This window comes from Janthinobacterium sp. BCJ23 (assembly GCF_059617945.1).
Genome location: NZ_JCAQAW010000002.1, coordinates 1,081,909 through 1,104,469, shown reverse-complemented (window position 1 = coordinate 1,104,469; position 22,561 = coordinate 1,081,909). Strand labels below are relative to the sequence as shown.

The window sequence follows — 22,561 nt, the reverse complement described above, 5'->3', positions numbered from 1 at the left end:
CCTAACAAAACCGTAGCGAGCGGAAGTAAGTTGCGGTTGAGAAGCGCAACTGTACGAAGTACGGGGCCGCCGAGGCAGTGAGCATCGCAGACCGCAAATTACGACGCGCAGTAGGTTTTGATAGGTGTTCTCAGCCCCCGCCGATGCCGGCGATAACCACGCCCGTGCCGCCGCACATGGGGCAGGGCTGGCCATCGGCCTTGGCGCCCCGGCCCTGGCAATGCGTGCAGACGTTTTCACCGGTTCCGGGAGTGCCGGGAGGGGCGATGTCGCCGGGATTTTTGGCTGGTTCGGGTGTTGTATTCATGTCGTGTCTCCTCGTCCATGCAGCGCGAACGCCGCGTGATGGCAGCCAGTCCATACTAGGCTGGCGACAGGCGCTGCGTTTGATCTGCCTTAGACGTGCGGCCTTGTGTATCAGAAAAAAACTGCATGGGAATAACTGGCTGGCATTGACATCGCGCGTTTTTCGGCAATACTTTCGCTGTCACTCTTCCTCGCTGCCATCCCGGCGCCGTTCTCCGCCGCCATGTCCCGCCATGTCTACCTTCCGCAGGAGTCATTCATCATGCTGAGTTCCCAAGAAACCTTGCACATGCCCGTCAAACCCGTGGCGCTGCATGCCCGCGTCGACCAGAAGATGTGCGATATCGTCAACCTGGGCATCGCCGTGCAGGCAGCCTTCAGCACCTTGTGCGCGCTGGAATACCTGAAGTCATACAATATCGCCCCCGAGCTGATCGAGCGCGTGCTGCTGCATCCGGAGCAGCGCCGCCAGACCGTGCATTGAGTATCCGCATTGCAACTGTGTTGCCGGCAGCGTTAGCTCGGTGTTGTCGGATTGATCATTACGGCTCAGTTATGCACAAATGATGGGTTAACGAAATTGCTGAAATAATTTTCCTGTGATTATGTGTGAGTTTCCAAGTGCTTGATTTTAATGGATTTTATTTTTGCTGTTTGATTGAGCAGTTTATTGAAAGCCGCACGGGCTGTGGCTTTGAGGGCTGTCAATAGGGCCTTATCCACAAAGATATCCACAGTCCGTGTGGATATCTGAAAAAGCGCTTAACAATCCGCCACTTAGGAAATGGGGGCCGCCCGGCACATGCGATGGGCCGGCAGGATGGGCCAAAATGGGGCATGCCACAAGCCTGTATGCCTATCCAGTGCTCTGGTTTTATGACTGAAAGTAGCGGCCGTGTTCAGGGCGTGCCGCCGGCCGGCGCCGCTGGCGTGTTGCCGCACTGGGCCAGGGCTGCGGCGAGCTCGGCGACTTGTTGCTCCGCTTCGCGCAAGGTGGCGTAGGTGCGCAGCGAGGCGATCACGGTGGTGAACAACTTGCGCGTGGTCAGGTCGGTCTTGCACCAGAAATCGTTGATGTCGTAGTCGATGATGATGCGGTGCTCGAGCGCCTGGCCGGGCTGGCCCGTGCGCAGGATGATGCGCACGGCGCTGTTGTGCAGATCTTCGCGGATCTGGCGCGCCACTTGCAGCCCGGCATCCTGGGTTTCCATGATCACATCGAGCAGCACCACGGCGATATCGGATGTGCTGCGCAGCAAGGCCAGCGCCTCGGCGCCCGAATACGCGTGCAAAAAGCTCAGCCTGCGTCCCTGGAAGCTGGCCTGGCTGAGGGCGAATTTGGTCACCACGTGCACGTCGACATCGTCATCGACGATCAGCACGCGCCATGGCGCCGCGGTGGCAGGCTCTGCCGCCGCGTCTGCCCGTTCCAGCGGTTCGTCGACCAGCCAGTCCGGTTCGTCCGCCCCCTTGGCGGCACTATCGCTATCCATGTTCATGCGTTTATCCACCGTTGATCGTGCTCGCTACTCCACACTATGCCAGTCTACGGGGTTTGTCAAAACAATGCTGTTCAAGCAAGACGGCCTGGCGCCAGGATTGCTTATGCACAGCAAAATATATTTTCATGGTGGTGAAGTAACTTTGCTCCAGCGCAAAATCGTGATTGCAAGTCATTGATTTCATTGGGGTAAAAAATTGCCTGTGAAATCAGCAAATTGTTGAAACCCGCATCAATACTGGTGTTGCGGCTTGTCAAGAGGGGCTTATCAACAACTTTATCCACAGTTGCTGTGGATATCTAAAAAAGCCGTGCAAAAACCGGGGCTTAGCGCCCGTTCGTGAGGCAGGGTCGTAGCATTCATGCGGCAAGTCCAAGCCCGCTCAGTTGGGCGAAAGCATGCAGGAAGCGCTGCTTCGCTTCGGCCGGACCCATGGCTTCGATTATACCGGGCAAGGGGGCGATGCCGTCAAGGTAAGCCCAGCGCTCGGCGGAGTGTGGCATCAGGTCGCGCTTTTCCGTGGCCAGCGCGATCAGGTCGGCCCGCTTGATGGGCGCGTAATCGGAGAAATCCAGCCCATACGTGGCGGCGATGATGGCGCTGACCTTGTCTTCCAGCACGGCAAACTCCGGCAGCAATACTTTCAAGGGCTTCACCATGTCGCCCAGATAGGCTTCGGCCGCGTCGTGCAGCAGGGCGGCCAGGCGCAGGGGTGGCGGCACCAGTTCGGCGACGATCAGGCTGTGCTGGGCGACCGAGTAAAACACCTGCGTCTGTCCATTGAAGCGGCACTGGTAGGCGAGGCCGTGGGCGATGTCCTCGATGGCGACCTTGTCGATATGCGGGCGCAAGGGATAAAAACGGTTGCCGGAATAAGTGGAAACGTAGTCGGTGGTAATCATTGCCATGGCATGGTGCTCGGAACGCTCAAGAGGCTTTATCGTACACCCGATGGCATGGGCTTGCCCCGGCTGCCGTGCGCAAGTCCAAGCTATGCATCTTGGCAAATCCTTTAATTTATTTCATATCATGCAATGCTCTTTCTGAAATACACTGTAGCAATCTTGTTTTTCTGAAACTTCACAGGGGCAGGGCAATGACGGCGCAACCTTCGGCAAGACCTTCGTATATCTATCAGGGCGGTTCGGTGATGATGCACTCGCCGCTGCAATTGAAACAGTCGGAAATGTATGGCTATTTCGTCAAGGGCGACCTGGCCAAGCTGCAGGCCACCGTGAATACCACCTTGAACCAGGTGGCGGGCAGCAAGATGACCCTGAAAGCCCTGTCGCCGTATGTGATGCTGACGTTTACGCGCGTCAACCATGCGGATTCCGCCAACCCCGTCGACCAGGCCAAGGGCTGGATCACGGAAGTCGATATCGTCACCTGGATCATGGTCGGCCAGATGGATGCGGCAGGCAAGCTTGCGCATATCTATTGGTACCCGTGCCATATTTTCGTCGATGATGCGATGGCCCTGATCAACGGGCGCGAACTGTTCGGCTATCCGAAATATCTGTGCGAATACGAGATTCCCGCCGCCGGCAGCGAGCCGCTGCGCTGTTCCGTCGCCGCCAAGGGCTTCCAGCATTTCTCACCGGAAACGAAACTGGCGCTGCACCCGTTGCTGGAAGTCAACGCAACCGTGCAGACGGGGCCGCACAAGCCCGTCAACAGTTTCCTGGAACTCATCGAGCAGGCGTTCCAGATTTTCCTCTCCATTCCCGATTTCTTCGACATGGATCGGGCCGGCTGGGCCGATATTCTGTCCTTGCTGCGCAATCCGCGCATCGACCAGATTTTCCTCAAGCAATTCCCCGACAGCGCGGGGGTGAAAGCCGTGTACCAGGCCCTCGTGGCCGCGCCGGCCGAGATCAACCGCCTGCACAGCGCGCGCCTGCTCGGTTATGAATACGAATGCACCTTGCATGCGTTCGACAGCTTCCCTCTGGACCAGACCCTGGGCTTGCAGCTGGGACCGCAAACGGCGATTTTGCCCTTCAATGTGAACTTCGATTTCACGGCCATGCCGGGCGAGGAGCTGGTCGACAATTCCCGCATCGCGCCGGAAAAGATCGCCATCCTCGGCGGCGGCGTGGCGGCCATGACCACCGCGTATTACTTGACGAACCAGCCGGGCTGGCAAAACCGGCACACGATCACCGTCTACCAGCTGGGCTGGCGCCTGGGCGGCAAGGGCGCCAGCGGGCGCAATGCGCAAGCGGGCCAGCGCATCGAGGAACACGGCCTGCATATCTGGTTCGGCTTCTACGCGAACGCTTTCAAGATGATCAAGGAAGCGTATGCGAGCCTGGAGCGTCCGCCCGGCGCGCCGCTGGCCACCTGGCGCGACGCCTTTAAACAGCACGATTACGTGGCACTGTCGGAAGACGTCAAGGGGCAGTGGCGCAACTGGTCCATCGTCTTTCCCACCTTGCCGGGCGAGCCGGGCGAGGGCGGTGAAGACATCACGCTGTGGCAGATGGCCATCGCCATGGTGGGCTGGATCGAGCAGTGGATACGCCAGATCCGGCAAGTGGCCGATGCCGACGCGCGCATCGTGCGCGCCAGCGCATCGCAAGGCGAAGGCGTGTGGCCGGGCTGGCTGCGCCGCCTGGCCGATGAAGTGGTGGGGCAGGCTGATGAACTGGGCCTCGACGTGGGCTTGTCCGTCGGCGCGCTGGTGGCGCTGGTGGCCGACTTGGCGCCCGATTCCACGCGCCACGACCAGGCCCGTCACCAACTGCTGGCCAGCACCCTGAACGGCATCCGCGCGTGGCTGCGCCTGCGCTACCGCGCCCTGATCGATGGCGACGATGAATTGCGCCGGTTGTTCACTTGCCTGGACCTGGGCATCACGGTCATGAAAGGCATGTTCGAGGATGGCGTGTTCAAGAACGGCTTTGACGTCATCAACGACATCGATTTCCGTGCCTGGCTGCGCAAGCATGGCGGCGACGAGCAGTTCAGCATCAATTCGGCGCCCGTGCGCGGCTTTTACGATCTGGTGTTTGCCTACGAGGGCGGCGACTTTTCCAAGCCGAACATCGAGGCGGGGACGCTCTTGCGCTCGATGGCGCGCATCGGCCTGGCCTACAAGGGCGGCATCATGTTCAAGATGCAGGCCGGCATGGGCGACACCATCTTTACGCCGATGTACGAGGTGCTGAAGAAAAGGGGCGTGGAATTTAAATTCTTCCAGCGCGTGGAAGAACTGGTACCGGGCGCGGGCGACATCGACAGCATCCGCATCACGCAGCAGGTGCAATTGAAGGACCCGGCCGCCGGCTACGCGCCGCTGGTAGACGTCAAGGGCCTCGCCTGCTGGCCCAGCGCGCCCGATTACGCGCAGATCGAACCGGCCCAGGCGGCGCTGCTGCAGGCGCAGGAAGTCAACCTGGAGTCGTACTGGAGCGCCTGGCCGCAGCAGTACCAGCAAGCGTTCGGCCGCGCGCTGCCCGCCACGGTATTGAAGAAGGGCGTCGATTTCGACAAGGTGGTGTTCGGCATTTCCATCGGTTCGCTGCAGGCCCTGTGCCCGCAGTTGCTGGCGCAAAGCCCGGCCTTGCAGCTGGCGGCCGACAAGGTGAAAACCGTGGCCACGCAGGCTTACCAGGTGTGGCTCAACAAGAATCTGGCGCAGATGGGCTGGACCACGCAGCCGAAAGACCAGCAGCCGGTGCTGTCGGCTTTTACGGAGCCGTACGACACGTGGGCGCCGATGGACCAACTCTTGGCGCACGAAGACTGGCCGGTCGGGCTGGAGCCGAAAAACGTCTCGTATTTTTGCAGCGCCTTCCCCGTCGACAGCTACCCGCCCGTCACCGACACGGATTTTCCCGCCCGCTGCGCGGCCAGGGCGAAGCAGGGCGCGCTGCACCAGCTCGAGAGCGAGATCGGCGCGCTGTGGTCCGAGGCGGGCGCGCCGGGCGCGTTCCCGTGGCAATGGCTGGTCGATGCGAAGGAGAGTATGGGACCGGCGCGCTTCGACAGCCAGTACTGGCGTGCCAACGTCGACCCGTCCGAGCGCTACGTGATGTCGGTGGTGGGCAGCACGCAGTACCGGCTGGCCACCGACCAGTCAGGCTTCAGCAACCTGTTCCTCACGGGCGACTGGATCAAGACGGGCCTCAACGCTGGCTGCGTCGAGGCGGCCGTGATGGCCGGCATGCAGACCTCGCGTGCCATGACGGGCTATCCGGCCGTGATCCAGGGCGAGAAGGATTTCTAGGCATGCGGCGCCTGATGCTGTCGTGTCTGGTTCTGTTCCACCTGCACGTGGGCGCCGCGCCGCCCGGTGCCATTGTGCTGTGGCCCGGCGCCCCGCCTGGTGGCGCGGCGCCGGGGCCGCAGCGCGACAGCGCCAAGGGCTCCATCACGCAGGTCGAGCAACCGTATCTGATCGCGCACCGCCCGGCGCAGCCGAACGGTATCGCCATTCTCCTGGTCAGTGGCGGCGGTTATGCGCATATCGAGGCGGGCAAGGAGAGCGGCCCCGCCGCCAGCTGGCTGCAAACGCAGGGTGTCATGGCGTTTGAACTCGTGTACCGCCTGCCGCAGGAAGGCGGCGGGGTAGCCGCGCCATTCCAGGATGGCCAGCGCGCCATGCGCGTGATCCGGGCGCACGCGGCCGAGTGGGGCATCGACCCGGCGCGCATCGGCATGCTGGGGTTTTCCGCCGGCGCGCACCTGGCCGGCATGACGGCCGTGCAGCCCGATGCCGCCCGCTATGCGCCTGTCGATGCGATGGATGGCGTCTCCGCGCGGCCCGACTTTGCCGTGCTGCTGTACCCGGTGCTGACCATGCAGCGGCCATTCGACACGACGCATGCGAAGAAACAGCTGCTGGGCGCCCATCCCACGCGGGCGGCGCGCGACGCGCTATCGGTGGAATTGCACGTCGATGCGCGCACGCCGCCCACCTTCATCGCGCAGGCGCTCGATGACCCGATTTCACCGTCCGATAACAGTACATTGATGGCCGCCGCCCTGCGCCGCGCGGGCGTGTCCGTCGAACTGCATCAGTTCCAGAGCGGAGGGCATGGCTGGGGATTGGGCAAGCCGGGCAGCGAGCCGGCCGCGTGGCCGCAGCTGTTGCTGGCGTGGCTGCGGGCGCATGGCTGGATGCCTCAAGCGCCCGGCTGATTTTCCAGGTCCCGCCGCGCCACGTCCAGCGCCGTCCGCAGCTGCGGCAAAAACTGTTCCACGTTATCGAGCTGGCCGTTCGAGGCCAGGGTTTCCATCTGGTGGCACAGGCCGTGCAGGGTGGGCCGGCTCAGGTAGCCGGCGCTGCCTTTCAGGGCGTGGAAGGCGGCAGCGGCCGCGCTGGCGTTACCATCGCGCACGGCGTGGCAAGCGAGGTCCAGGCGCCGAGGCGCTTCCGTCAGGAACGCTTGCGCGATGCGCTGCAGGTGCTGTTGCGACAGGCCTGCCAGCGGCAGGATGTGTACGGGTGCCGTCATGGGATCGGCCGGCGCGGGTGACTGGTCGTCGGCGCCGTCCAGGCCGAACTGGCGCGCCAGGGTATCGTCTTCGGTGGGTACGGCAGGCGGCAGCGCGTGGCCGCGCGCCAGCAGCAGGTCGATGATGGCGTCGATTTTTTCGAACAGCAGCGCTTCGTCGACGGGTTTGCTGAGGAAGTCGTCCATGCCGGACGCCAGGTAGCGCTGCCGGTCATGTTCGCTGGCGTTGGCCGTCAGCGCCAGGATGGGAATCTGCGCGTCGGCAATGGGGAATTGCGCGTTGCCGCCGGCGCGGATCAGGCGCGCGGCCTGTTCGCCATCCATCTCCGGCATGCGGCCATCCATCAGCACGCAATCGTAGGTGCCGGATCCCAGCGCGCGCAGCGCCTGCTCGCCGTTTTCCACGATGGTCACCTCATGCCCCATGCTTTCGAGCAGGGTGCCGATGATGATCTGGTTGGTGCGCACGTCTTCGGCGCACAGGATGCGCAGGCGGCAGGCGTGGCGCGCGTGGCGTGCCGGCCGGCGCGCGTCGGCCGCCGGCGCGCTGCCGTCTTCCAGCGGCAAGGTGAAATGGAAGCGCGAACCGATGCCGACCCGGCTTTCCACGCCGATCGTGCCTTTCATCAGTTCGACCAGTTCCTTGCAGATGGCCAGGCCCAGGCCCGTGCCGCCGTAGCGGCGCGTGGTGGAATGGTCGGCCTGCTCGAATTTCTGGAACAAACGCGGCAAGGTGTCCGCGTCGATGCCGGGACCCGTATCGCTGATGATGAATTCAATGGCGTTGCGGCCGTCCTGGCGTGGCGGCGTACGGGCGCGCCGCACTTCCAGCAGCACTTCGCCATTGGCCGTGAATTTCAGCGCGTTCCCCAGCAGGTTGATGAGGATTTGCCGCAGCCGCGTGGGGTCGGCGCGTACGTAGCGCGGCAGGTCCAGCGCCAGTTCGCGGCGCAGCAGCAGGCTTTTGGCGTCGGCCTGGCCCTGCACGATGCCGGCCGCGTCGCCGATCAGCGCCAGCAAGTCGAAGTCCACGGTTTCCAGGGTCAGCTTGCCCGCGTCGATCTTCGAGAAATCGAGGATATCGTTGAGGATGGTCAATAGCGACACGCCGTTGTGCAAGCCGATGCGCAGGTATTCCTGCGTGCGCCCGCGCACGGACTGGTCGCGCAGCGCGAATTTCAGCATGCCGATCACGCCGGCCAGCGGCGTGCGGATGTCGTGGCTCATGGCCGACAGAAAATCGATGCGGTGGCGGCTGACCACTTCCGCGTGCTCCTTGGCCTTCAGCAGGGCGTCGTTGCTGAGGGTGAGCGCCAGGGTGCGTTCCTGCACGCGCTGTTCCAGGTTATTGCGCAGCAATCGGATCTGGTCGGCCAGGGCAAAGGCCAGCAGCAAACCGTCGAGCGTGCCGCCGAGCAGGGTCACCAGCTGGGCGTTGGCCACCATGGCCGGCATCAGGCCCAGGTTGGCCGGCAGGATCAGAAAGCCGGGCAGCATCAGGGCGACGAAGGCCAGCACGAAGAAGCGCGCCGGCTGGTAGCCGCGCCGCCAGACGACGATGCCGCAGATGAGCGCCAGCAGCATCCAGATGCTGATGGCGATGGTGGCCAGGGTATGCGCATACGACAGGGCGAAGAAGCAGCTCGGCAGCAGCAGCAAGGGCAGCACCAGGTTGATCTTGCTGATGCTGTGCAGCCGGGGCGAGTAGTCGCGCAGGCGCAGGAAATGCATGTAGAACAGCGTGCTGAAGACGGGCAGCAGGAAAAACGGCACGTAATGGAGCTGCAACTGATGCCAGTCGAACAGGTCGGCAAACACGTGGAAAGTCATGGCCCAGGCCAGGCCGTACGTCAGCACGTACAGCGTGTAATAGGCCGAGGCTTTTTCCAGGGTGATGGAAAAAATGAAGAAATTGAACAGGCCCAGCGCCAGCAGGGCGCCGATGGATGCCACCATCAGGAAGTTTTCCTTGCCCACCAGCTTGCGGTAATCGCGCTGCGTCTTCACGCCGAACATGGGCGCGCGCGCGTAATACGGGCTGGAAAAGCGGATCAGGATGTCATACGTGGCACCGGGCGCCAGCTGCACGTTCCCGCCGTAGTGCAATAAATACTCGTGCGGCCGCTGGTAGCCCGTCAGCAAGGTCTGCGGCGCCATGTGCTGCCCGGGGCCATACACGTGCACGTCCACCAGGTCGATCAGGGTGTCGTTCGGGTCGATGACCCAGGCGGTTTCAGCGCTGTCGTTGCGCACCTGCGCATGCAGCCAGTAGGCGCCGCCGAACAGGTCGACCTGGCCGGCCGGACGCTGGCGCGCCAGCCAGGCGGGCAGGGCGGCCGCATCGGCCGGTGCGGCTTCGTTGTCGGCGAGAAATAGTTGCCCACCTATGCCCAAATGGTGGATGCCTTGCTTGCCCAGGGGAATGGGAGTCGCCTGCGCCGCGCCCGCCATGCCCAGCAGGCTGAACAGCAGGCTGAGCAGGAGCGGCCAGCCGCATAGCCAGGCGCAGACGCGGTAGCTGGAAGCGCGGTGGCAGGGAGGGGGCGGGTGGGCTGGCATCGATGGGCTTGGTGATGGTCGCGCGGAAATGGCGGCAACGCCGTTTGCATTGGAGTGCCCATTTTAATCGACTCTCGGTGACACACGGGCAATTTCATGTCCTGTCTGCCTGGCGCCCGCTCCGGTATCATGGCGCCTTTGCCCGCGAGATATTCATGCTCAGTCCCGACCAGTTCCTGGCCTTCCTGGCCGCCGCCGTCTTGATCACCGCCAGCCCCGGCCCCGACAACCTGATGGTGCTGGGCGTGGGCATGTCGCGCGGACGCCGCCAGGGCATGGCGTTCGGCCTCGGTTGCGCCCTTGGCTGCCTCACGCACACGGTGCTGGCGACCATCGGCGTGTCGGCCCTGCTGGCCGCCTCGCCCATGGCATTTACGGCGCTCAAAGTGGCCGGCGGGCTGTATCTCGTGTGGCTGGGCATCGGCGCCTTGCGCAGCCGTGGCGGCGCCAGAGTCGATGGTGCGGCGGCCTTGCCCGACGAATCCTTGCTGCGCCTGTTCGGCAAGGGACTGTTTGCCAACAGTATCAATCCGAAAGTCGTGCTGTTTTTCCTGTCGTTCCTGCCGCAGTTCATCGTCGCTGGCCAAGGCAACGCCAGCTGGCAGACGGCGCAGCTGGGCCTGGTCTTCACGGCGCAGGCGTGCGTGCTGTTCGGCCTGCTCGGCTATTTTTCCGGCGCCGTCGGCCTGTGGCTGAACCGCCGCCCGCGCGCCGGCCTGTGGCTGGACCGGGTGGCCGGCACCATCTTCATCGGCCTGGGCTTGCGATTGATCCTGGCCCGCTGACGTCTTGCCGGGCGGTAATGCGGAACGCCAATTCCATCTGATCCTGCACGGCCATGGCGCCGCCCAGGACGGCGAACGGCACGATGCCGAAGTCGCTCTGTTTCAGCAGCAGGCTGCCGCTGGCCTGCAGGCGGCGTCCATCGGCCGCTTGCTCGACCCGCACCGGCAGCTGCACCGTGCGCGTCACGCCATGCAGGGTGATGTCGGCATCGAACACCTGCTTGTCGTCCGTGCGCCGGACGGCGATGCTGACCCACGGATAGCGTTCCGCCTCGAGCACGCGCACCAGCATATTGTGGCGCGTGCCGGCGATGGCGTCGGCCGACGGCGTCGTCGTCAAACCGGCCGCCTGGCGCAGGCTTTCTTCATCCACGCTCATTTCGTCGAGCCGGAAGCGGAACTGCGCGCGCCCCAGCGCGGGCGCTACGACGCCCTGCAGGCTGCGGCTGGCCACCACGTGGTCATGCCCGAGCCGCGCCAGCGCACCGCCACGGCGCACGGTGATGGTCAGCAGGGAATCGTCGGGCGCGATGTGCAGCAGCTGCACGCCCTGCCGCTGCCACGCGGGCGCGGGCATGGCGGCAGGAGTAGCCGGCGCGGAAGCCGGGGCAGGCGCGGGCGGCAGGGGCGTGCAGGACGCCAGCAAGGCGCAGGCAAGCAGGAAAACGGTGCGAAGATTCTGGCTGGGCATGGGGCAGATGGAATAGATGGAACAAGGGCGATGGGCGATGGGGGAATAGTACGCGATCCGCGTGGCGGCGCGCGTGCAATGTTAGAGCTAGGTCATATGGCGGTCATATGACGCTGTTATGATGCTTTTGTTGGCACACAGCATGCGATGCGCAGATCACTACGCTCCGGGAGCGATAGGATGCAGGCATGACTCAACAGCTTAGCCGGTGAGCTCAACCATCGGCACCAGACATGTAAAACTTGTTTTATAGTAATGATTGCAGGGCGGGGCAGGGGAAATGCGGGAAACGGGCGGGGATTTAATGAAGTCCTAAGCCTGTTTCAACGAAGGGCTGGCATAGTGGATACATGGCGCACGGAAACCCCAAGCGCAAGGTTGCCGGACACCTCAATGACCGGCACGATTTCCACTTTTTCATGTGTTTTCCCGTTTTATCCCTGCGCTCTGAAACAGCGTTTCAACCGGCTACCGCACTTTGCGAAGCCGGTTTTTTTTGCCTGCGTTTTCATCAGTTCCCGGCACCAGGGTCGGGATGCCAATTACTTAGCCCGCCTGTTTCGCCAGCCACGCATCGACTGCCGGCAGGCGCTCGGCGCGCACCTTGATGCGGTACTTGATACCGGCCACCGAGCTGTCGGCGTCGCCGCGCGCGCTGGCCGGCAGGTTCGCTTGCGCGTACGCTTCCAGCTTGGCGATCATGTCCGGCTGAGCCGAACCGGCGGCCAGACGCGGGAAATAGCGGCTGCGCGAGCTGGCGTCGATGCGCGCATTGACTTGCTCCAGGTGCGCCAGCGCGAAGTCGAAGGCCAGTTCCGGATGCGAGCGCGACACGCGCGAGATCATGGCAGGGCTGTTCGTCACGCCCGGTTCATCCGTCAGTGCCAGCGCCAATGCGCGCTGCGCCAGTGCGGGATCGTCGCTCGATGCCAGCAAGTCGTACAGCTGATTCTTGACCAGCGGCGTCTTTTCCTGCCGCGCCTTGGCGTGCAGCTGCTCCCAGGTGGCGGCGTCCGCATGCTGCGCCACCACGCCCAGGATGGTACGGCGCAATGGCGCGGGCATGGCGGCGGGATCTTGTTCGTTGGCCGCGTAACGGCGGCGCGCTTCCGCGATCACGCCCGGTTCGCCCATGTCGCCGAGGATGGCGATCAGGTGTCCGCGCAAGGTCGCCACGCTCGATGCTTCACCCGCGCGCGCTTCCCAGCCCGTCTGCGCCATCATCGGCGCCAGGCGCGCCACGGCGAAGCGGCCGAAAGCCTGCTGGCGAACGGCATCACCGGCATACTGTTCGTACAGGCTGCCCAGGGAAGCGGCTACCTTGCCCAGCACCTGCGGATCGGCCGACAGCGGCGTCGCCTTCACCAGTTCCAGGAAGTCGGCCAGGTTTTGCGCACCGGCCAGGCCCAGCGACTGGCTGTCCGCCAGCAAGCCCAGCTGGTCGATCGGCGCCAGGCGCGCAAAGCTGCCCGCCAGCGCGCGCGTGTTGGCCGGCGCGTACACGGTACGGTAGTAGCCGCTCTGGCCCGCGTTCACGAGCAGGGCGCCGCAGCCGGGCACGTTCAGGGTGGCCTTGCCATCCTTGAGCACCACCTTGGCCAGCTTGCCGTTGCCGACCGTCGACGCGATCACGGGCACTTTCCACGACAGCGGTCTCTTATTCGGCTGGTCCTTGGAAAATTCCGTCTGCGTCAAGCGCACGCGCGTATTGCCGTTTTTGCATAAGGCCTCGCCCACCGTGATCATTGGCACGCCCGGCTGCAGGGTGAAATCATGGGCGATGGCGCTGACAGGCTTGCCCGCGGCCGCATCGACTTCGCGCCACAGGTCGTCGGATACGGTATTGCCATACGCATGCTTGCGCATGTAGTTGCGCACGGCCGTGCGCCACGTATCGGCGCCCACATACGCTTCGAGCATGCGGATCACGGCTTCGCCTTTTTGATAGGTGATGCCGTCGAACGCCTGGCTGGCCTGCTCCACGGTGGCGATGCGCTGCACCACGGGGTGCGTGGTGCGCAGCGCATCCTGGCTCATGGCCGACTCGCGCCCGCCGACGCTGGACAGGGCCGTGTTCCATTCAGGGTGCAAACGCTCCGTGGTGCGGCCTTCCATCCACGAGGCGAAACCTTCGTTGAGCCACAGGTCGTCCCACCAGCGCATGGTGACGAGGTCGCCGAACCACTGGTGCGCCATTTCATGCGACAGGGTGGTGTAGATGTTTTCCTTGTCGGCCTGGGTCGAGATGGCCGGGTCGAGCAGCAGGCCATACTCAAAAGTGAACACGGCGCCCCAGTTTTCCATGGCGCCGAAGAACTGGCTGCGGCCCGGCGCGGCGATGTTGTCGAGCTTGGGCAGCGGGTAGCGCACGCCGAAATAATCGTTGTATTCGCGCAGCAGGGCGGCCGACTCGTCGAGCGCGAAGCGGCTTTGCGCCAGCGCGCCCTTCTTCGTGATGACGCCTATTTCCGTGCCGTCGCTCATGGCCGTGGCCCGCTCGAAGTCGCCCAGGCCGAAGAACAGCAGGTAGGTCGACATGCGCGGTGTGGTAGCGAAGCGCACGTGCTTGGTGCCATTGCCCAGGTCCTCGCTGCTGGCGACCGGCATGTTACCGACGGCCATCTGGCTGCTCGGGACGATCACGTCCAGCGCGAAGGTGGCCTTGTAGTCCGGTTCATCCCATGACGGCAGCATGCTGCGCGCGTCGGAATTTTCGAACTGCGTGTACAGCGCGCGCTGGCGGCCCTGCGGCGTGTCGTAGTCGAGCGAGAACAGGCCCGTGGCCTGCGTGCCGATCTTGCCGCTGTAGTCGATGCGCAACAGGTACTCGCCCTTGGCCAGCGGCTGGGCGAAATGCACGGTGGCCGTCTGCTTGTCCGCATCGAAATCGATCTTGCGCGTCACCTGCTTGCCGCCGCCCGCGCCTTCGATGGCGGCAGCGGCAAACTCCAGGTTCAAGGCGTTGAAGGTGATGCTGGCGGTCGGCGCGTCGACGGCGACCTTGATGGCGGCTGCGCCCTTGAAGGTGGAGGCGGCGGCGTCCGGCGTGATCGACAGCGCATAGTGCAAAGGCGTGACGCCGCGCGGCAACTGCGTGGTGGTCGTAGCGGCGTGGCTGGCCGAGGCGTATCTGCTGGCGGGTGCGGCGTGGCCCGCATGGGCGGCGGTGATGGAAGCCAGTGCCAGGACGGCGGCGGCCAGTTGGCTGCGGCGGAAGCGCGGAGTCGGTGTGCGATGCATGGTATGCCCTAGTTTCATGGATAAAACGCCCGCCAGCCGGATGGGCTGCGGGCGTTGATGACGTGTGGGGGACATCGCTGGAACTGGCGGCCAGCGTTCCCGTACAGCAATCTAAGGCGAAACGGGGGCAAAGTCAACGCGCCAGGGGCGCCGCACCATGGCGGTGCGCTGGTATGATGGACGCCTGACCATGCAGCCGCAGACCTGTCCCGCAGCCGCGTCCACCAACATAACAAGACGAGACCCAAGCACATGAAACTGACTATCAGCCCCCGCACGCCCAATCCGCGCCGCGTCACCATGTTCATCGCCGAGAAGGGCATCACCGGTATCGAGGAAGTGGCGCTCGACCTGATGGCGGGCCATCATCGCGATCCCGCCTTCCTGGCGAAAAACCCGCTGGGCCGCGTGCCCGTGCTGGAATTGGCGGACGGGCGCGTGCTGACCGAGACGCGCGCCATCTGCACTTACTTGGAAGGCTTGCAGCCGCAGCCGAACCTGATGGGCGAAGGTTACGAGGAGCGCGCGTTCATTGAAATGGCAGACCGCCGCGTGGAACTGCATTTGTTCAGCGCAGCCGCCAACTGGGTGCGCCACGGCCATCCGGCCCTGGTGGCGCTGGAAAACCCGCAGTTTCCCGATTTCGCCACGGCGCAGGCGGGCAAGCTGCGCGAGACGGCGCAATGGCTGGATCAGGTGCTGGCTCACCAGCCCTACATCGCCGGCGACCGGTTTACGGTTGCCGACATCACGGCCTTCTGCGCGCTGGAATTTGTGCGCGGCCTGATGAAGTACCGGCCCGGCGCGGAAGGCTTGGCCAACCTGCAGGCCTACCGCGACCGCATCGCGGAACGCCCCAGCGCGCAGGCGAAGTAAGGATATTTTGCCACCGGCCCATGTCAACAATGTTTGTCGGGTTACGCCCGCTGGGCTAACCCGACCTACGGCCTTGGGGACCGACATGCCGGGTAGGTCGGATTAGCGGGGCCGCCGAGGCGCGTGAGCGCGTAATCCGACACCACCACATTACTTCAGCTGCTCCCACAGGAAGGTGTAGGTCAACGCCCACATCAGCGCCTGCTGGTCGTTATTGGCGGCGCCCGCATGGCCGCCCTCCGTGTTTTCCCAGTACATCACGTCGTGGCCTTGCTCTTCCATCTTCGCCACCATCTTGCGTGCATGGCCAGGGTGGACCCGGTCGTCGCGCGTCGAAGTGGTAAACAGCACGCGCGGATATTTCTTGTCCTTGAAGACGTTCTGGTACGGCGAGTACTTGCTGATGTACGCCCATTGTTCCGGCACGTCCGGGTCGCCGTACTCTCCCATCCACGAGGCGCCCGCCAGCATCTTGTTATAGCGGCGCATGTCGAGCAGCGGCACCTGGCTGACGACGGCGTTGAACAGGTCGGGACGCTGCACCAGCACGGCGCCCGTCAGCAGGCCGCCATTGCTGCCGCCCATGATGCCCAGGTGGCGCGGGCTGGTGACCTTGCGCTTGATCAGGTCCTGCGCCACCGAGATGAAGTCGTCATACGCGCGCTGGCGGTTTTCCTTCAGCGCCGCCTGGTGCCAGCGGGGACCGAACTCGCCGCCGCCGCGGATGTTCGCCAGCACATACACGCCACCCTTTTCCAGCCACGCCACGCCCGTGGTGCCGCTGTAGCTTGGTTTGAGCGACACTTCAAAGCCGCCATAGCCATACAGCACGGTGGGGTTGCTGCCGTCGAACTTCGTCTTCTTGCCCATGATGGCGAAATATGGCACCTTGGTGCCATCCTTCGACGTCGATTCGAACTGCTCCACCTTGTATGGCGTGGCGTCGTAGTAGGCGGGCAGCGACTTGATTTTCGTGCGCTTGTCGCTTTGCGCCGTGGCCAGATACAGGGTGGTCGGGTTGAGGAAGTCGGTCACCGTCAGGAAGTACTGGTCCGAGTCGACGGAGTCGAGCGCGCTGACGGCCAGGGTGCCCAGCTTGGGCGCATCGACTGCGCGGCGCTGCCACTTGCCGTTCACGTGGCGCAGTTCCGTCAGGCGGTTCTTGACCTTGTCCAGGGTGGTGACGAGGATGGCGGACTTGGTCGCCGTCACATTGTCCAGCGACGACGTGGCCGTGGGCGCATACAGCACTTCCAGCTCCTGCTTGCCCTGCATGAAGGCCTTGAAATCGGTGGCCAGCAAGGAGCCTTGCAGGTAGGTCTTGCCGTTGACTTTCCAGTCCGAGCGCAAGGTGATGACCAGCTGGTCGCGCACGGTGAAGGCCGTAGCGTCGTCCGGCTTCGGCACTTTCTTCAACTCGGCGCCGTCGCGCAGGAACATCTCGCCGCTGTAGAAATCGATTTGCCGCTCGATAAATTGATGTTCGTGGCCTGGCGTGAAATCCTTGTAGGCGCTGGCGCTCAGGTCGTCGGGCTTGGCTTCATACAGCGTTTTCGCCTGCGCCAGCGGCGTGCCGCGCTGCCACTGCTTGATGATGCGCGGGTAGCCCGAGCTGGTCATCGAGCCGGGGCCGAAATCGGTGGACACGAACAGGGTATCCTGGTCGATCCAGCTGGTGCTGCCCTTCGCTTCGGGCAAGGTGAAGCCGCCCTCGACGAAGGCGCGCTTGGCCACGTCGTATTCGCGCACCACCTTGGCGTCGCCGCCGCCGCGCGACAGGGAAATGAGGCAGCGTTCGCCCTTCGGATACAGGCAGGAAGCGCCGCCCCAGACCCAGTTTTCACTCTCGCCGGCCGCTAGCTGGTCGAGATCGATCACGGTTTCCCAGACAGGTTCGGCCAGCTGGTATTGCGCCAGGGTGGTGCGGCGCCAGATGCCGCGCACGTGCTGGGCGTCGCGCCAGAAATTATAGTAAAACTCGCCTTCCTTGCTGACGTAGGGAATGCGCTCCTTCGAGTTGAGGATGGTTTTCAGGCGCGCCTGCAGGGCGGGGAAGCCGGGCTGGGCTTCCAGTTCCCTGGTGCTGACGGCATTGTGCTGCTTGACCCAGGCCAGCGGCTTGTCGCCGAGGACTTCTTCCAGCCACAAATGGGGATCGGTGTTGGCGGCGGCAGGCGCGGGTGCTTGCGCATGGGCGATGCCCGCTGCGGCCAGGCCGAGCAGCATGCTGCCGGCGAAGGTACGATATGACGACATATAGGGTTCCTGGTTGGTCCGATGGAGGCCGCGTTGCGGGCAAAACGGCGCAGCCATGGTGCCATGGATTGCTGCGAGGAACCAGTGTCTATGGACGGCTACTTAAAAAATAATTACTTTTCCAATATTGTTTGCTGGATTGGAAGCTGGCCGCAGAATCTGCGGCGTACTGCCCCCTTCAGGATACGCCAGGCCCCATCAGCGAAGTTACGGTGAGCCGCGTCTGTTCGACATCGCCGCCGTCGCAGTGATAAATCCATAAGACATCGTTGTCGCGGCTGTCGATGAACAGGATGCGCGTGTTTTCCTCGCCGATGGCCAGGCACTCCGCCAGCTCGGCAGGACTGAACGGTGCAGCCTGCTTCGACCCCGTTCCCGCCGCTTCTGCCAGCGCCTGCGCAAAGCCAGCCAGTTGCCTGACTGCCAGATAGCTTGTTCCATCCACCTCGACGTCTTTGCACAGCGCGTCCAGGCTGTACAGCGTGAAGGGTTCTTCATCGGTGAAAATCGCCACGTCGGGACGTGGCTTTGCGCTGCGGAGGTGAGCGAGATAGGCCTGGGGCAGGGCCACTTTTTCCCTGGCCAGCAATTTTTCCAGCTGCTTGCCGCTTTTCTTCGCTACGCGGACGGCCTTGGGCGCGACGGCTTCGCACGCCTGCGCTGTCCAGGCGACTGGATTGAACTGGAACATCCTTGCACATGCGGGGCAGTGCAGGAACATGAACGTCATTTTTTTACCGATGGCCGTTTTCAAGAACGCGCCATCCGAGGCATCCATTGCGCTGCTGTCGAAGTGGCGCCCGCAGTCGCCATCGTAGGGGCACGTGATGTCAAGCATAGGCGTATTTCTCCATCCGCAAAGCGATCTCTTCTTTTTCTTCCGGAAAAGAGGCTGCGGGATTTTTCTGCCAATAGGCAATGCCTTCGTTCAAGGCCCACAAGGCTTTTTCCTGCTTGCCCGCCATCAGATAAAAATCGCAGGCCTTCGCATGCGATTCTTGCGCTTCGACGAGAGCCAGGGCCGCATTTTCCCAATTGGAAAGGCGCTCAAGCCAGGGGACGGCCAACTCCAGCAGATTGTCCCGCAGGCAGGCCATGACCGTTGCCCGATGGGACGGATCGACGAGCTGGTGTTCTTTGTCCTGCTTGCCATCGAGGATAGGGAATTGCCAGTTTCTGATACTCCAGTCCGCCACGCCGCCAACGATATTGTTGACAGGTTCATGGTCGTAGCGCGCCGTGTGCCATGTTGCATAGGATCTGGACGAGACTTGATAGTGGCTCCAGAATGCTGCGCAGACATCCTCTTCGTTATGGCGGTTGGCCTGGAAATGGATGGCCTGGACGAATTCGTTCTGCGTGCGCTTGAAGGTCAGCTGGCTAGGCGAGAACTTGAAGCCCGCTGCGCTCAGCGGCTCCAGCAAGTACGCTTCAATATTGGCGATGATCAGCGCTTTTGGTTTCATTGCGTTTCCTGGCATGCGTCGGTTGCGCAATGTTGCCATAGATCAGTGCCAGCGCACCTTGCGGCGGGCAATCGTGCGAGGGAAAGCCTGCTGCCATTTCCCTGCACGCTGGCGGACGCCGTGTTCTAGCCCGGCAGCTTGGCCACCACCTTGATCTCGAACTGGAAACCATACAGCCACGTCACACCAACGGCCGTGACCGTCGGGTGCGGTGCCTGGCCCCAATACTCTGTCTGTACGATATCCCAGATGCGCTGGAAGTGCGATTGTGGATCGACGATAAAAATAGTCACGTCCTGCACATCGTCGAAGGTGCAGCCGGCGGCGTGCAAGATGGCGTTCAGGTTGTCGAAGGCGCGCCGGACCTGGGCGTCGAGTCCGGGTTCGGGCGAGCCGTCTTCGCGGCTGCCAACCTGTCCCGACACAAACAGCAGGCCGTTGGCGCGTACGGCAGGGGAATAGCGGTTCTGTTCATACAGGGCTTGGCGGCCCGGAGGGAATACGACGTCGCGTTTCATCAGCTTTCCTTGTTGATGCAGCGAAGTTGCTGCCTGGAGAACACTTTATCTGCTACCAACCTGCGGATAAAGCGGCCAGATCGGACTGGACTATTTGTATAATCCAAACAATCAAATGGCGGAGGCGTGGATGGACAGGTTTGATGCGATGAAGGCGTTCGTGCGGGTGGTCGAGACGGGCAGTTTTACGCGCGCAGCCGCGACCTTGCACATGAGCCGCACCACGGTGACGCAACTGGTGCAGCAGCTCGAGGCGCGCCTGCGCCTGAAACTGCTGAACCGCACCACGCGCAAGGTCAATGTGACGGCCGATGGCGCGGCTTATTACGAGCGCATCGTGCAAGTGCTTGATACCCTGGAAGAAATCGAAACGAGCTTGCCGCATGCCGCCGCCTTGCCGCGGGGCCAGTTGCGGGTAGACGTGCCCAGTCCGCTCGCCGCTTTGCTGCTGGTGCCGGCGCTGCCCACGTTTCATGCGCTGTATCCCGATATCGTGCTCGACATGGGCGCCAGCGACCGCATGGTCGACGTGATCGCCGACAATGTCGATTGCGTGATACGCGGCGGTGACATCACCGACCAGTCGCTGATGGCGCGCAAGCTCGCCGACTTGCCACTGGGCGTGTATGCGGCGCCGGCCTATCTGCAACGGGTGGGCACGCCCTTGCATCCGCTGGACTTGCAGGACAGCGCGCACCGCATCGTGCGCTTTCGCTGGGGACGCAGCGGCAACGGCTTTCCCTACGTGATGCACCGCGAGGGCAAGAGCGTGAAGATCCATGGCCAGTATGTGCTGTCGATCGACGATGGCAACGCCTATCTGGCGGCCGGGGTGGCGGGGCTGGGCGTGCTGTGGCTGCCCGATTATATGGCGCGCCCGCACGTGGCCAGGGGCGAGCTGCTGCCGCTGTTCGAAGCATGGACGGTCGATCCCATGCCGCTCTATCTCGCCTATCCGCCAAACCGCCATGTCAGCAAAAAACTGCGCGTCTTTATCGACTGGGTGGCTGAATTGATGGCCCGGCATTCCGCCCGCGCTGCCGCCATCACGGCAACTGATTGACCCACACGGGCGCCGACCAGACGATGTTACCGTCGTCCTGCGTCAGCCGCGCGTAATAGAAATGGGGGCCGGGCGCGGGCGTGATGGTGAGCTCGGCCTGGTCCGATATGGGGATGACGGAACCGTTGCCGCCCGGCACGCCGTGGAAGATGGCGATGGCGGCCACTTGGCGCCCGGCGCTGTTGCTGAAACTGGTGGCCAGGCGCAAGGGACCGTGGTTGTCGAAGCGCTCGCCCATCAGCTTGCCGTTGGCCGTGAACAGCAGTTGCGCATGCTTGTCCATGGTGGCGTAGACGCGGCGCGCGCGCAGCGCGTCGAGGAAGCTGTCGCGTGAAATGGGCGTGCCGGCGGCCGGGCCGGCCACCAGCACGGCCGTGCGGTTGCCGTACGAGGCGCCCCAGTTGGCGCAGTGGTTATCCTGGTTGCTGCTGAAGGCCACGTGGTAGCCGGCCGCCAGGGCCCGGTTGCAGGCCGCCTCGTAATTGCTGCGCCGGGTTTCCGTTTCCGCGTCGTTCGTGGAAAACGCGGACGTATTCATGACTTCGCACAGCACCATGGCCGCGTCGCCGTCCGGCGTGTAGCCGAGCGGCTGCTCATTGACGAGAAACTGGCCCGTTTGGGCAGGATGATTGAACTGCCCGATCCAGCCCCGTTCGCGCATCAGCTTGTAGAGGCCCGCGTAATCGCCCTTCGGCGTTTCCACGTCGGCCAGCAATTCCCCGCGGGCATTTTTTTCCCAGCCCAGCAATTGCCTGCTGTTGATGATATTCAGGTGGCCACCCTTGTTGATGACGCCCCATTCCATGCCGTACAGGGCCAGGAAACCGGGATGGGCGGCAGTGTAAGCGGCCGCTTCAGCCAGCCCCGTCTGGTACAGCGCGATCGCTTCGGCAGGGGCGGCAGTGCTATTCGTGCCGTCCGAACCGTCGTACATATGGTTGTGCTCGGATGTCAGCAGGACGTCGAGCCCGTGTTCTTGCGCATACTTGTAGGCATCGATGGGGCCGTAGGGCGCCGTTTGCGGGTCTTGCGCGCCATGGCAGGCGTCGAGCGCCGCGCCGCCATCGCTGTGGCGCGTCTGGCTGTGCAGGTTGGCGTAGACGATGCGGTAGCCGGGCTGGCCTTCCAGGCCGGGCAGTTGTTGCAGGCCAGCCTGGAAGGCGGGTACCCTGGGCGCCGTGCTTGCGTCCCGTTGCACCTGGATGTGCCACTGCTGTTCCACCTGCGCTTTATGCGGCGTGCCCGCGTCCGCCACCGCAAGCAGGCGTAACTGATACAAGCCGTCCTGTGCCAGCATGCGCCGCTCGCGCGTATCGGCGTCGGCGCGGCCATCCCAGGGCAGGTTCACGCTCTTGCCGTTGGCCCCCACCTGTTCCGTGCCCGACCAGCGCCGCAGCACGGCGCCTTGCGGGCCGGGGCCCGATAGTGTCAAGGTCCAGCGCACGGCATGGCTGCGGCCTTCGTCGGGATAGGTGAGCCGCACGACAAATGTACGCGCCTGCGTGACACGCTCACCGCGCGCGGCGTGAAAGGGCGCGACAACGGTGGCATCGAGCTCGCTGTGTTCCTTGGTCTCTTGCGCGGCCGCAGTGTTGCTCCATGACATCAGCAACAGTCCGGCGCACGCACATGTCAGCCATGGCGGTCGAAGTGGCCTTAGGCGTCGTCGTCGCAGTGTCTTGACCATCGTGGCCTCCCGCTACTGCTTCAGATGTGGTTTAGACAAGAAATGCCACGTACTGGTTCCCGCATGCACCAGCAAGTGGCGTACTTGCACCGTGATTGGCCATGATCTGGCGCAAAGCCAGTGCGAATGGTGCCGCTTGCCCGTCAG

General features: G+C 63.5%; 17 protein-coding genes. 6 read left to right on the top strand and 11 right to left on the bottom strand.

The annotated features are described in order from the left end of the window. Positions 1-130 precede the first annotated feature (130 nt). Positions 131-307, bottom strand: coding sequence for a hypothetical protein (locus tag AC54AG_RS10990; protein WP_200873059.1), 177 nt, complete (start codon positions 305-307; stop codon positions 131-133). Between the two features lie 261 nt (positions 308-568). Between AC54AG_RS10990 and AC54AG_RS10985 the strand changes: the two genes are divergently transcribed. Further along, on the top strand, positions 569-790 hold the full coding sequence (locus tag AC54AG_RS10985; RefSeq protein WP_051991806.1) for a hypothetical protein: 222 nt from the start codon (positions 569-571) through the stop codon (positions 788-790). A 415-nt stretch (positions 791-1,205) separates the two neighbouring features. On the opposite strand, the gene AC54AG_RS10980 is transcribed toward AC54AG_RS10985, so the two are convergent. Both AC54AG_RS10980 and AC54AG_RS10975 read right to left on the bottom strand, forming a co-directional pair. Continuing rightward, on the bottom strand, positions 1,206-1,805 hold the full coding sequence (locus AC54AG_RS10980; protein WP_235194314.1) for a response regulator: 600 nt from the start codon (positions 1,803-1,805) through the stop codon (positions 1,206-1,208). Between the two features lie 362 nt (positions 1,806-2,167). Further along, positions 2,168-2,716, bottom strand: a complete 549-nt coding sequence (locus AC54AG_RS10975; RefSeq protein WP_051991807.1) for a phosphohydrolase — start codon at positions 2,714-2,716, stop codon at positions 2,168-2,170. 188 nt (positions 2,717-2,904) lie between these two features. Between AC54AG_RS10975 and AC54AG_RS10970 the strand changes: the two genes are divergently transcribed. Both AC54AG_RS10970 and AC54AG_RS10965 read left to right on the top strand, forming a co-directional pair. Further along, on the top strand, positions 2,905-6,042 hold the full coding sequence (locus AC54AG_RS10970; RefSeq protein WP_496630316.1) for an NAD(P)-binding protein: 3,138 nt from the start codon (positions 2,905-2,907) through the stop codon (positions 6,040-6,042). 2 nt (positions 6,043-6,044) lie between these two features. Next, a complete protein-coding gene (locus AC54AG_RS10965) occupies positions 6,045-6,956 on the top strand; it encodes an alpha/beta hydrolase (RefSeq protein ID WP_496630315.1) in 912 nt (303 codons plus the stop codon). Here the strand turns inward: AC54AG_RS10965 and AC54AG_RS10960 are convergent. Next, positions 6,941-9,832, bottom strand: a complete 2,892-nt coding sequence (locus AC54AG_RS10960) for a hybrid sensor histidine kinase/response regulator (protein ID WP_496630314.1) — start codon at positions 9,830-9,832, stop codon at positions 6,941-6,943. The two genes, AC54AG_RS10965 and AC54AG_RS10960, sit on opposite strands and share 16 nt — an antisense overlap. 155 nt (positions 9,833-9,987) lie before the next feature. On the opposite strand from AC54AG_RS10960, the gene AC54AG_RS10955 reads away from it, so the two are divergent. Beyond that, positions 9,988-10,617: a LysE family translocator gene (locus tag AC54AG_RS10955; RefSeq protein WP_070302025.1), complete on the top strand. Its 630-nt coding sequence runs from the start codon at positions 9,988-9,990 to the stop codon at positions 10,615-10,617. Here the strand turns inward: AC54AG_RS10955 and AC54AG_RS10950 are convergent. Both AC54AG_RS10950 and AC54AG_RS10945 read right to left on the bottom strand, forming a co-directional pair. Then, complete coding sequence (locus AC54AG_RS10950; protein ID WP_496630313.1) at positions 10,580-11,308, bottom strand: YceI family protein; 729 nt, start codon at positions 11,306-11,308, stop codon at positions 10,580-10,582. The two genes, AC54AG_RS10955 and AC54AG_RS10950, sit on opposite strands and share 38 nt — an antisense overlap. Before the next feature lie 546 nt (positions 11,309-11,854). Continuing rightward, positions 11,855-14,548 carry a M1 family metallopeptidase gene (locus tag AC54AG_RS10945; RefSeq protein ID WP_496630312.1) on the bottom strand — a complete coding sequence of 898 codons (2,694 nt, stop codon included), beginning with the start codon at positions 14,546-14,548 and terminating at the stop codon, positions 11,855-11,857. Between the two features lie 252 nt (positions 14,549-14,800). On the opposite strand from AC54AG_RS10945, the gene AC54AG_RS10940 reads away from it, so the two are divergent. Further along, complete coding sequence (locus AC54AG_RS10940) at positions 14,801-15,424, top strand: glutathione S-transferase family protein (protein WP_496630311.1); 624 nt, start codon at positions 14,801-14,803, stop codon at positions 15,422-15,424. Positions 15,425-15,574: 150 nt separating this feature from the next. Here the strand turns inward: AC54AG_RS10940 and AC54AG_RS10935 are convergent, their stop codons facing one another. The 4 genes from AC54AG_RS10935 to AC54AG_RS10920 all read right to left on the bottom strand — a co-directional run bounded on the left by AC54AG_RS10935 (position 15,575) and on the right by AC54AG_RS10920 (position 19,667). Next, the gene (locus AC54AG_RS10935; RefSeq protein ID WP_496630310.1) at positions 15,575-17,680 is read right to left on the bottom strand and encodes a prolyl oligopeptidase family serine peptidase; all 2,106 of its coding nucleotides are present in this window, start codon (positions 17,678-17,680) and stop codon (positions 15,575-15,577) included. A gap of 178 nt (positions 17,681-17,858) precedes the next feature. Then, a complete protein-coding gene (locus AC54AG_RS10930) occupies positions 17,859-18,518 on the bottom strand; it encodes a hypothetical protein (RefSeq protein WP_496630309.1) in 660 nt (219 codons plus the stop codon). Then, positions 18,511-19,146: a DUF4304 domain-containing protein gene (locus AC54AG_RS10925; protein WP_034754942.1), complete on the bottom strand. Its 636-nt coding sequence runs from the start codon at positions 19,144-19,146 to the stop codon at positions 18,511-18,513. The genes AC54AG_RS10930 and AC54AG_RS10925 overlap by 8 nt, the downstream gene beginning before the upstream one ends. Positions 19,147-19,271: 125 nt before the next feature. Further along, on the bottom strand, positions 19,272-19,667 hold the full coding sequence (locus AC54AG_RS10920) for a RidA family protein (RefSeq protein ID WP_456132076.1): 396 nt from the start codon (positions 19,665-19,667) through the stop codon (positions 19,272-19,274). Between the two features lie 127 nt (positions 19,668-19,794). Between AC54AG_RS10920 and AC54AG_RS10915 the strand changes: the two genes are divergently transcribed. Continuing rightward, the gene (locus AC54AG_RS10915) at positions 19,795-20,727 is read left to right on the top strand and encodes a LysR family transcriptional regulator (protein ID WP_496630308.1); all 933 of its coding nucleotides are present in this window, start codon (positions 19,795-19,797) and stop codon (positions 20,725-20,727) included. Here the strand turns inward: AC54AG_RS10915 and AC54AG_RS10910 are convergent. Beyond that, complete coding sequence (locus AC54AG_RS10910) at positions 20,711-22,333, bottom strand: CehA/McbA family metallohydrolase (protein WP_496630307.1); 1,623 nt, start codon at positions 22,331-22,333, stop codon at positions 20,711-20,713. The genes AC54AG_RS10915 and AC54AG_RS10910 overlap by 17 nt on opposite strands. Positions 22,334-22,561 lie beyond the last annotated feature (228 nt).

Bases quoted from the DNA above. Each gene is read 5' to 3' on its own strand.
- AC54AG_RS10970 (WP_496630316.1), top strand. From the start codon at position 2,905: ATGACGGCGCAACCTTCGGCAAGACCTTCGTATATCTATCAGGGCGGT.
- AC54AG_RS10955 (WP_070302025.1), top strand. From the start codon at position 9,988: ATGCTCAGTCCCGACCAGTTCCTGGCCTTCCTGGCCGCCGCCGTCTTG.
- AC54AG_RS10925 (WP_034754942.1), bottom strand. From the start codon at position 19,146: ATGAAACCAAAAGCGCTGATCATCGCCAATATTGAAGCGTACTTGCTG.
- AC54AG_RS10985 (WP_051991806.1), top strand. From the start codon at position 569: ATGCTGAGTTCCCAAGAAACCTTGCACATGCCCGTCAAACCCGTGGCG.
- AC54AG_RS10980 (WP_235194314.1), bottom strand. From the start codon at position 1,805: ATGAACATGGATAGCGATAGTGCCGCCAAGGGGGCGGACGAACCGGAC.
- AC54AG_RS10935 (WP_496630310.1), bottom strand. From the start codon at position 17,680: ATGTCGTCATATCGTACCTTCGCCGGCAGCATGCTGCTCGGCCTGGCC.
- AC54AG_RS10950 (WP_496630313.1), bottom strand. From the start codon at position 11,308: ATGCCCAGCCAGAATCTTCGCACCGTTTTCCTGCTTGCCTGCGCCTTG.
- AC54AG_RS10965 (WP_496630315.1), top strand. From the start codon at position 6,045: ATGCGGCGCCTGATGCTGTCGTGTCTGGTTCTGTTCCACCTGCACGTG.
- AC54AG_RS10915 (WP_496630308.1), top strand. From the start codon at position 19,795: ATGGACAGGTTTGATGCGATGAAGGCGTTCGTGCGGGTGGTCGAGACG.
- AC54AG_RS10990 (WP_200873059.1), bottom strand. From the start codon at position 307: ATGAATACAACACCCGAACCAGCCAAAAATCCCGGCGACATCGCCCCT.
- AC54AG_RS10960 (WP_496630314.1), bottom strand. From the start codon at position 9,832: ATGCCAGCCCACCCGCCCCCTCCCTGCCACCGCGCTTCCAGCTACCGC.
- AC54AG_RS10945 (WP_496630312.1), bottom strand. From the start codon at position 14,548: ATGCATCGCACACCGACTCCGCGCTTCCGCCGCAGCCAACTGGCCGCC.
- AC54AG_RS10975 (WP_051991807.1), bottom strand. From the start codon at position 2,716: ATGGCAATGATTACCACCGACTACGTTTCCACTTATTCCGGCAACCGT.
- AC54AG_RS10940 (WP_496630311.1), top strand. From the start codon at position 14,801: ATGAAACTGACTATCAGCCCCCGCACGCCCAATCCGCGCCGCGTCACC.
- AC54AG_RS10910 (WP_496630307.1), bottom strand. From the start codon at position 22,333: ATGTCATGGAGCAACACTGCGGCCGCGCAAGAGACCAAGGAACACAGC.
- AC54AG_RS10930 (WP_496630309.1), bottom strand. From the start codon at position 18,518: ATGCTTGACATCACGTGCCCCTACGATGGCGACTGCGGGCGCCACTTC.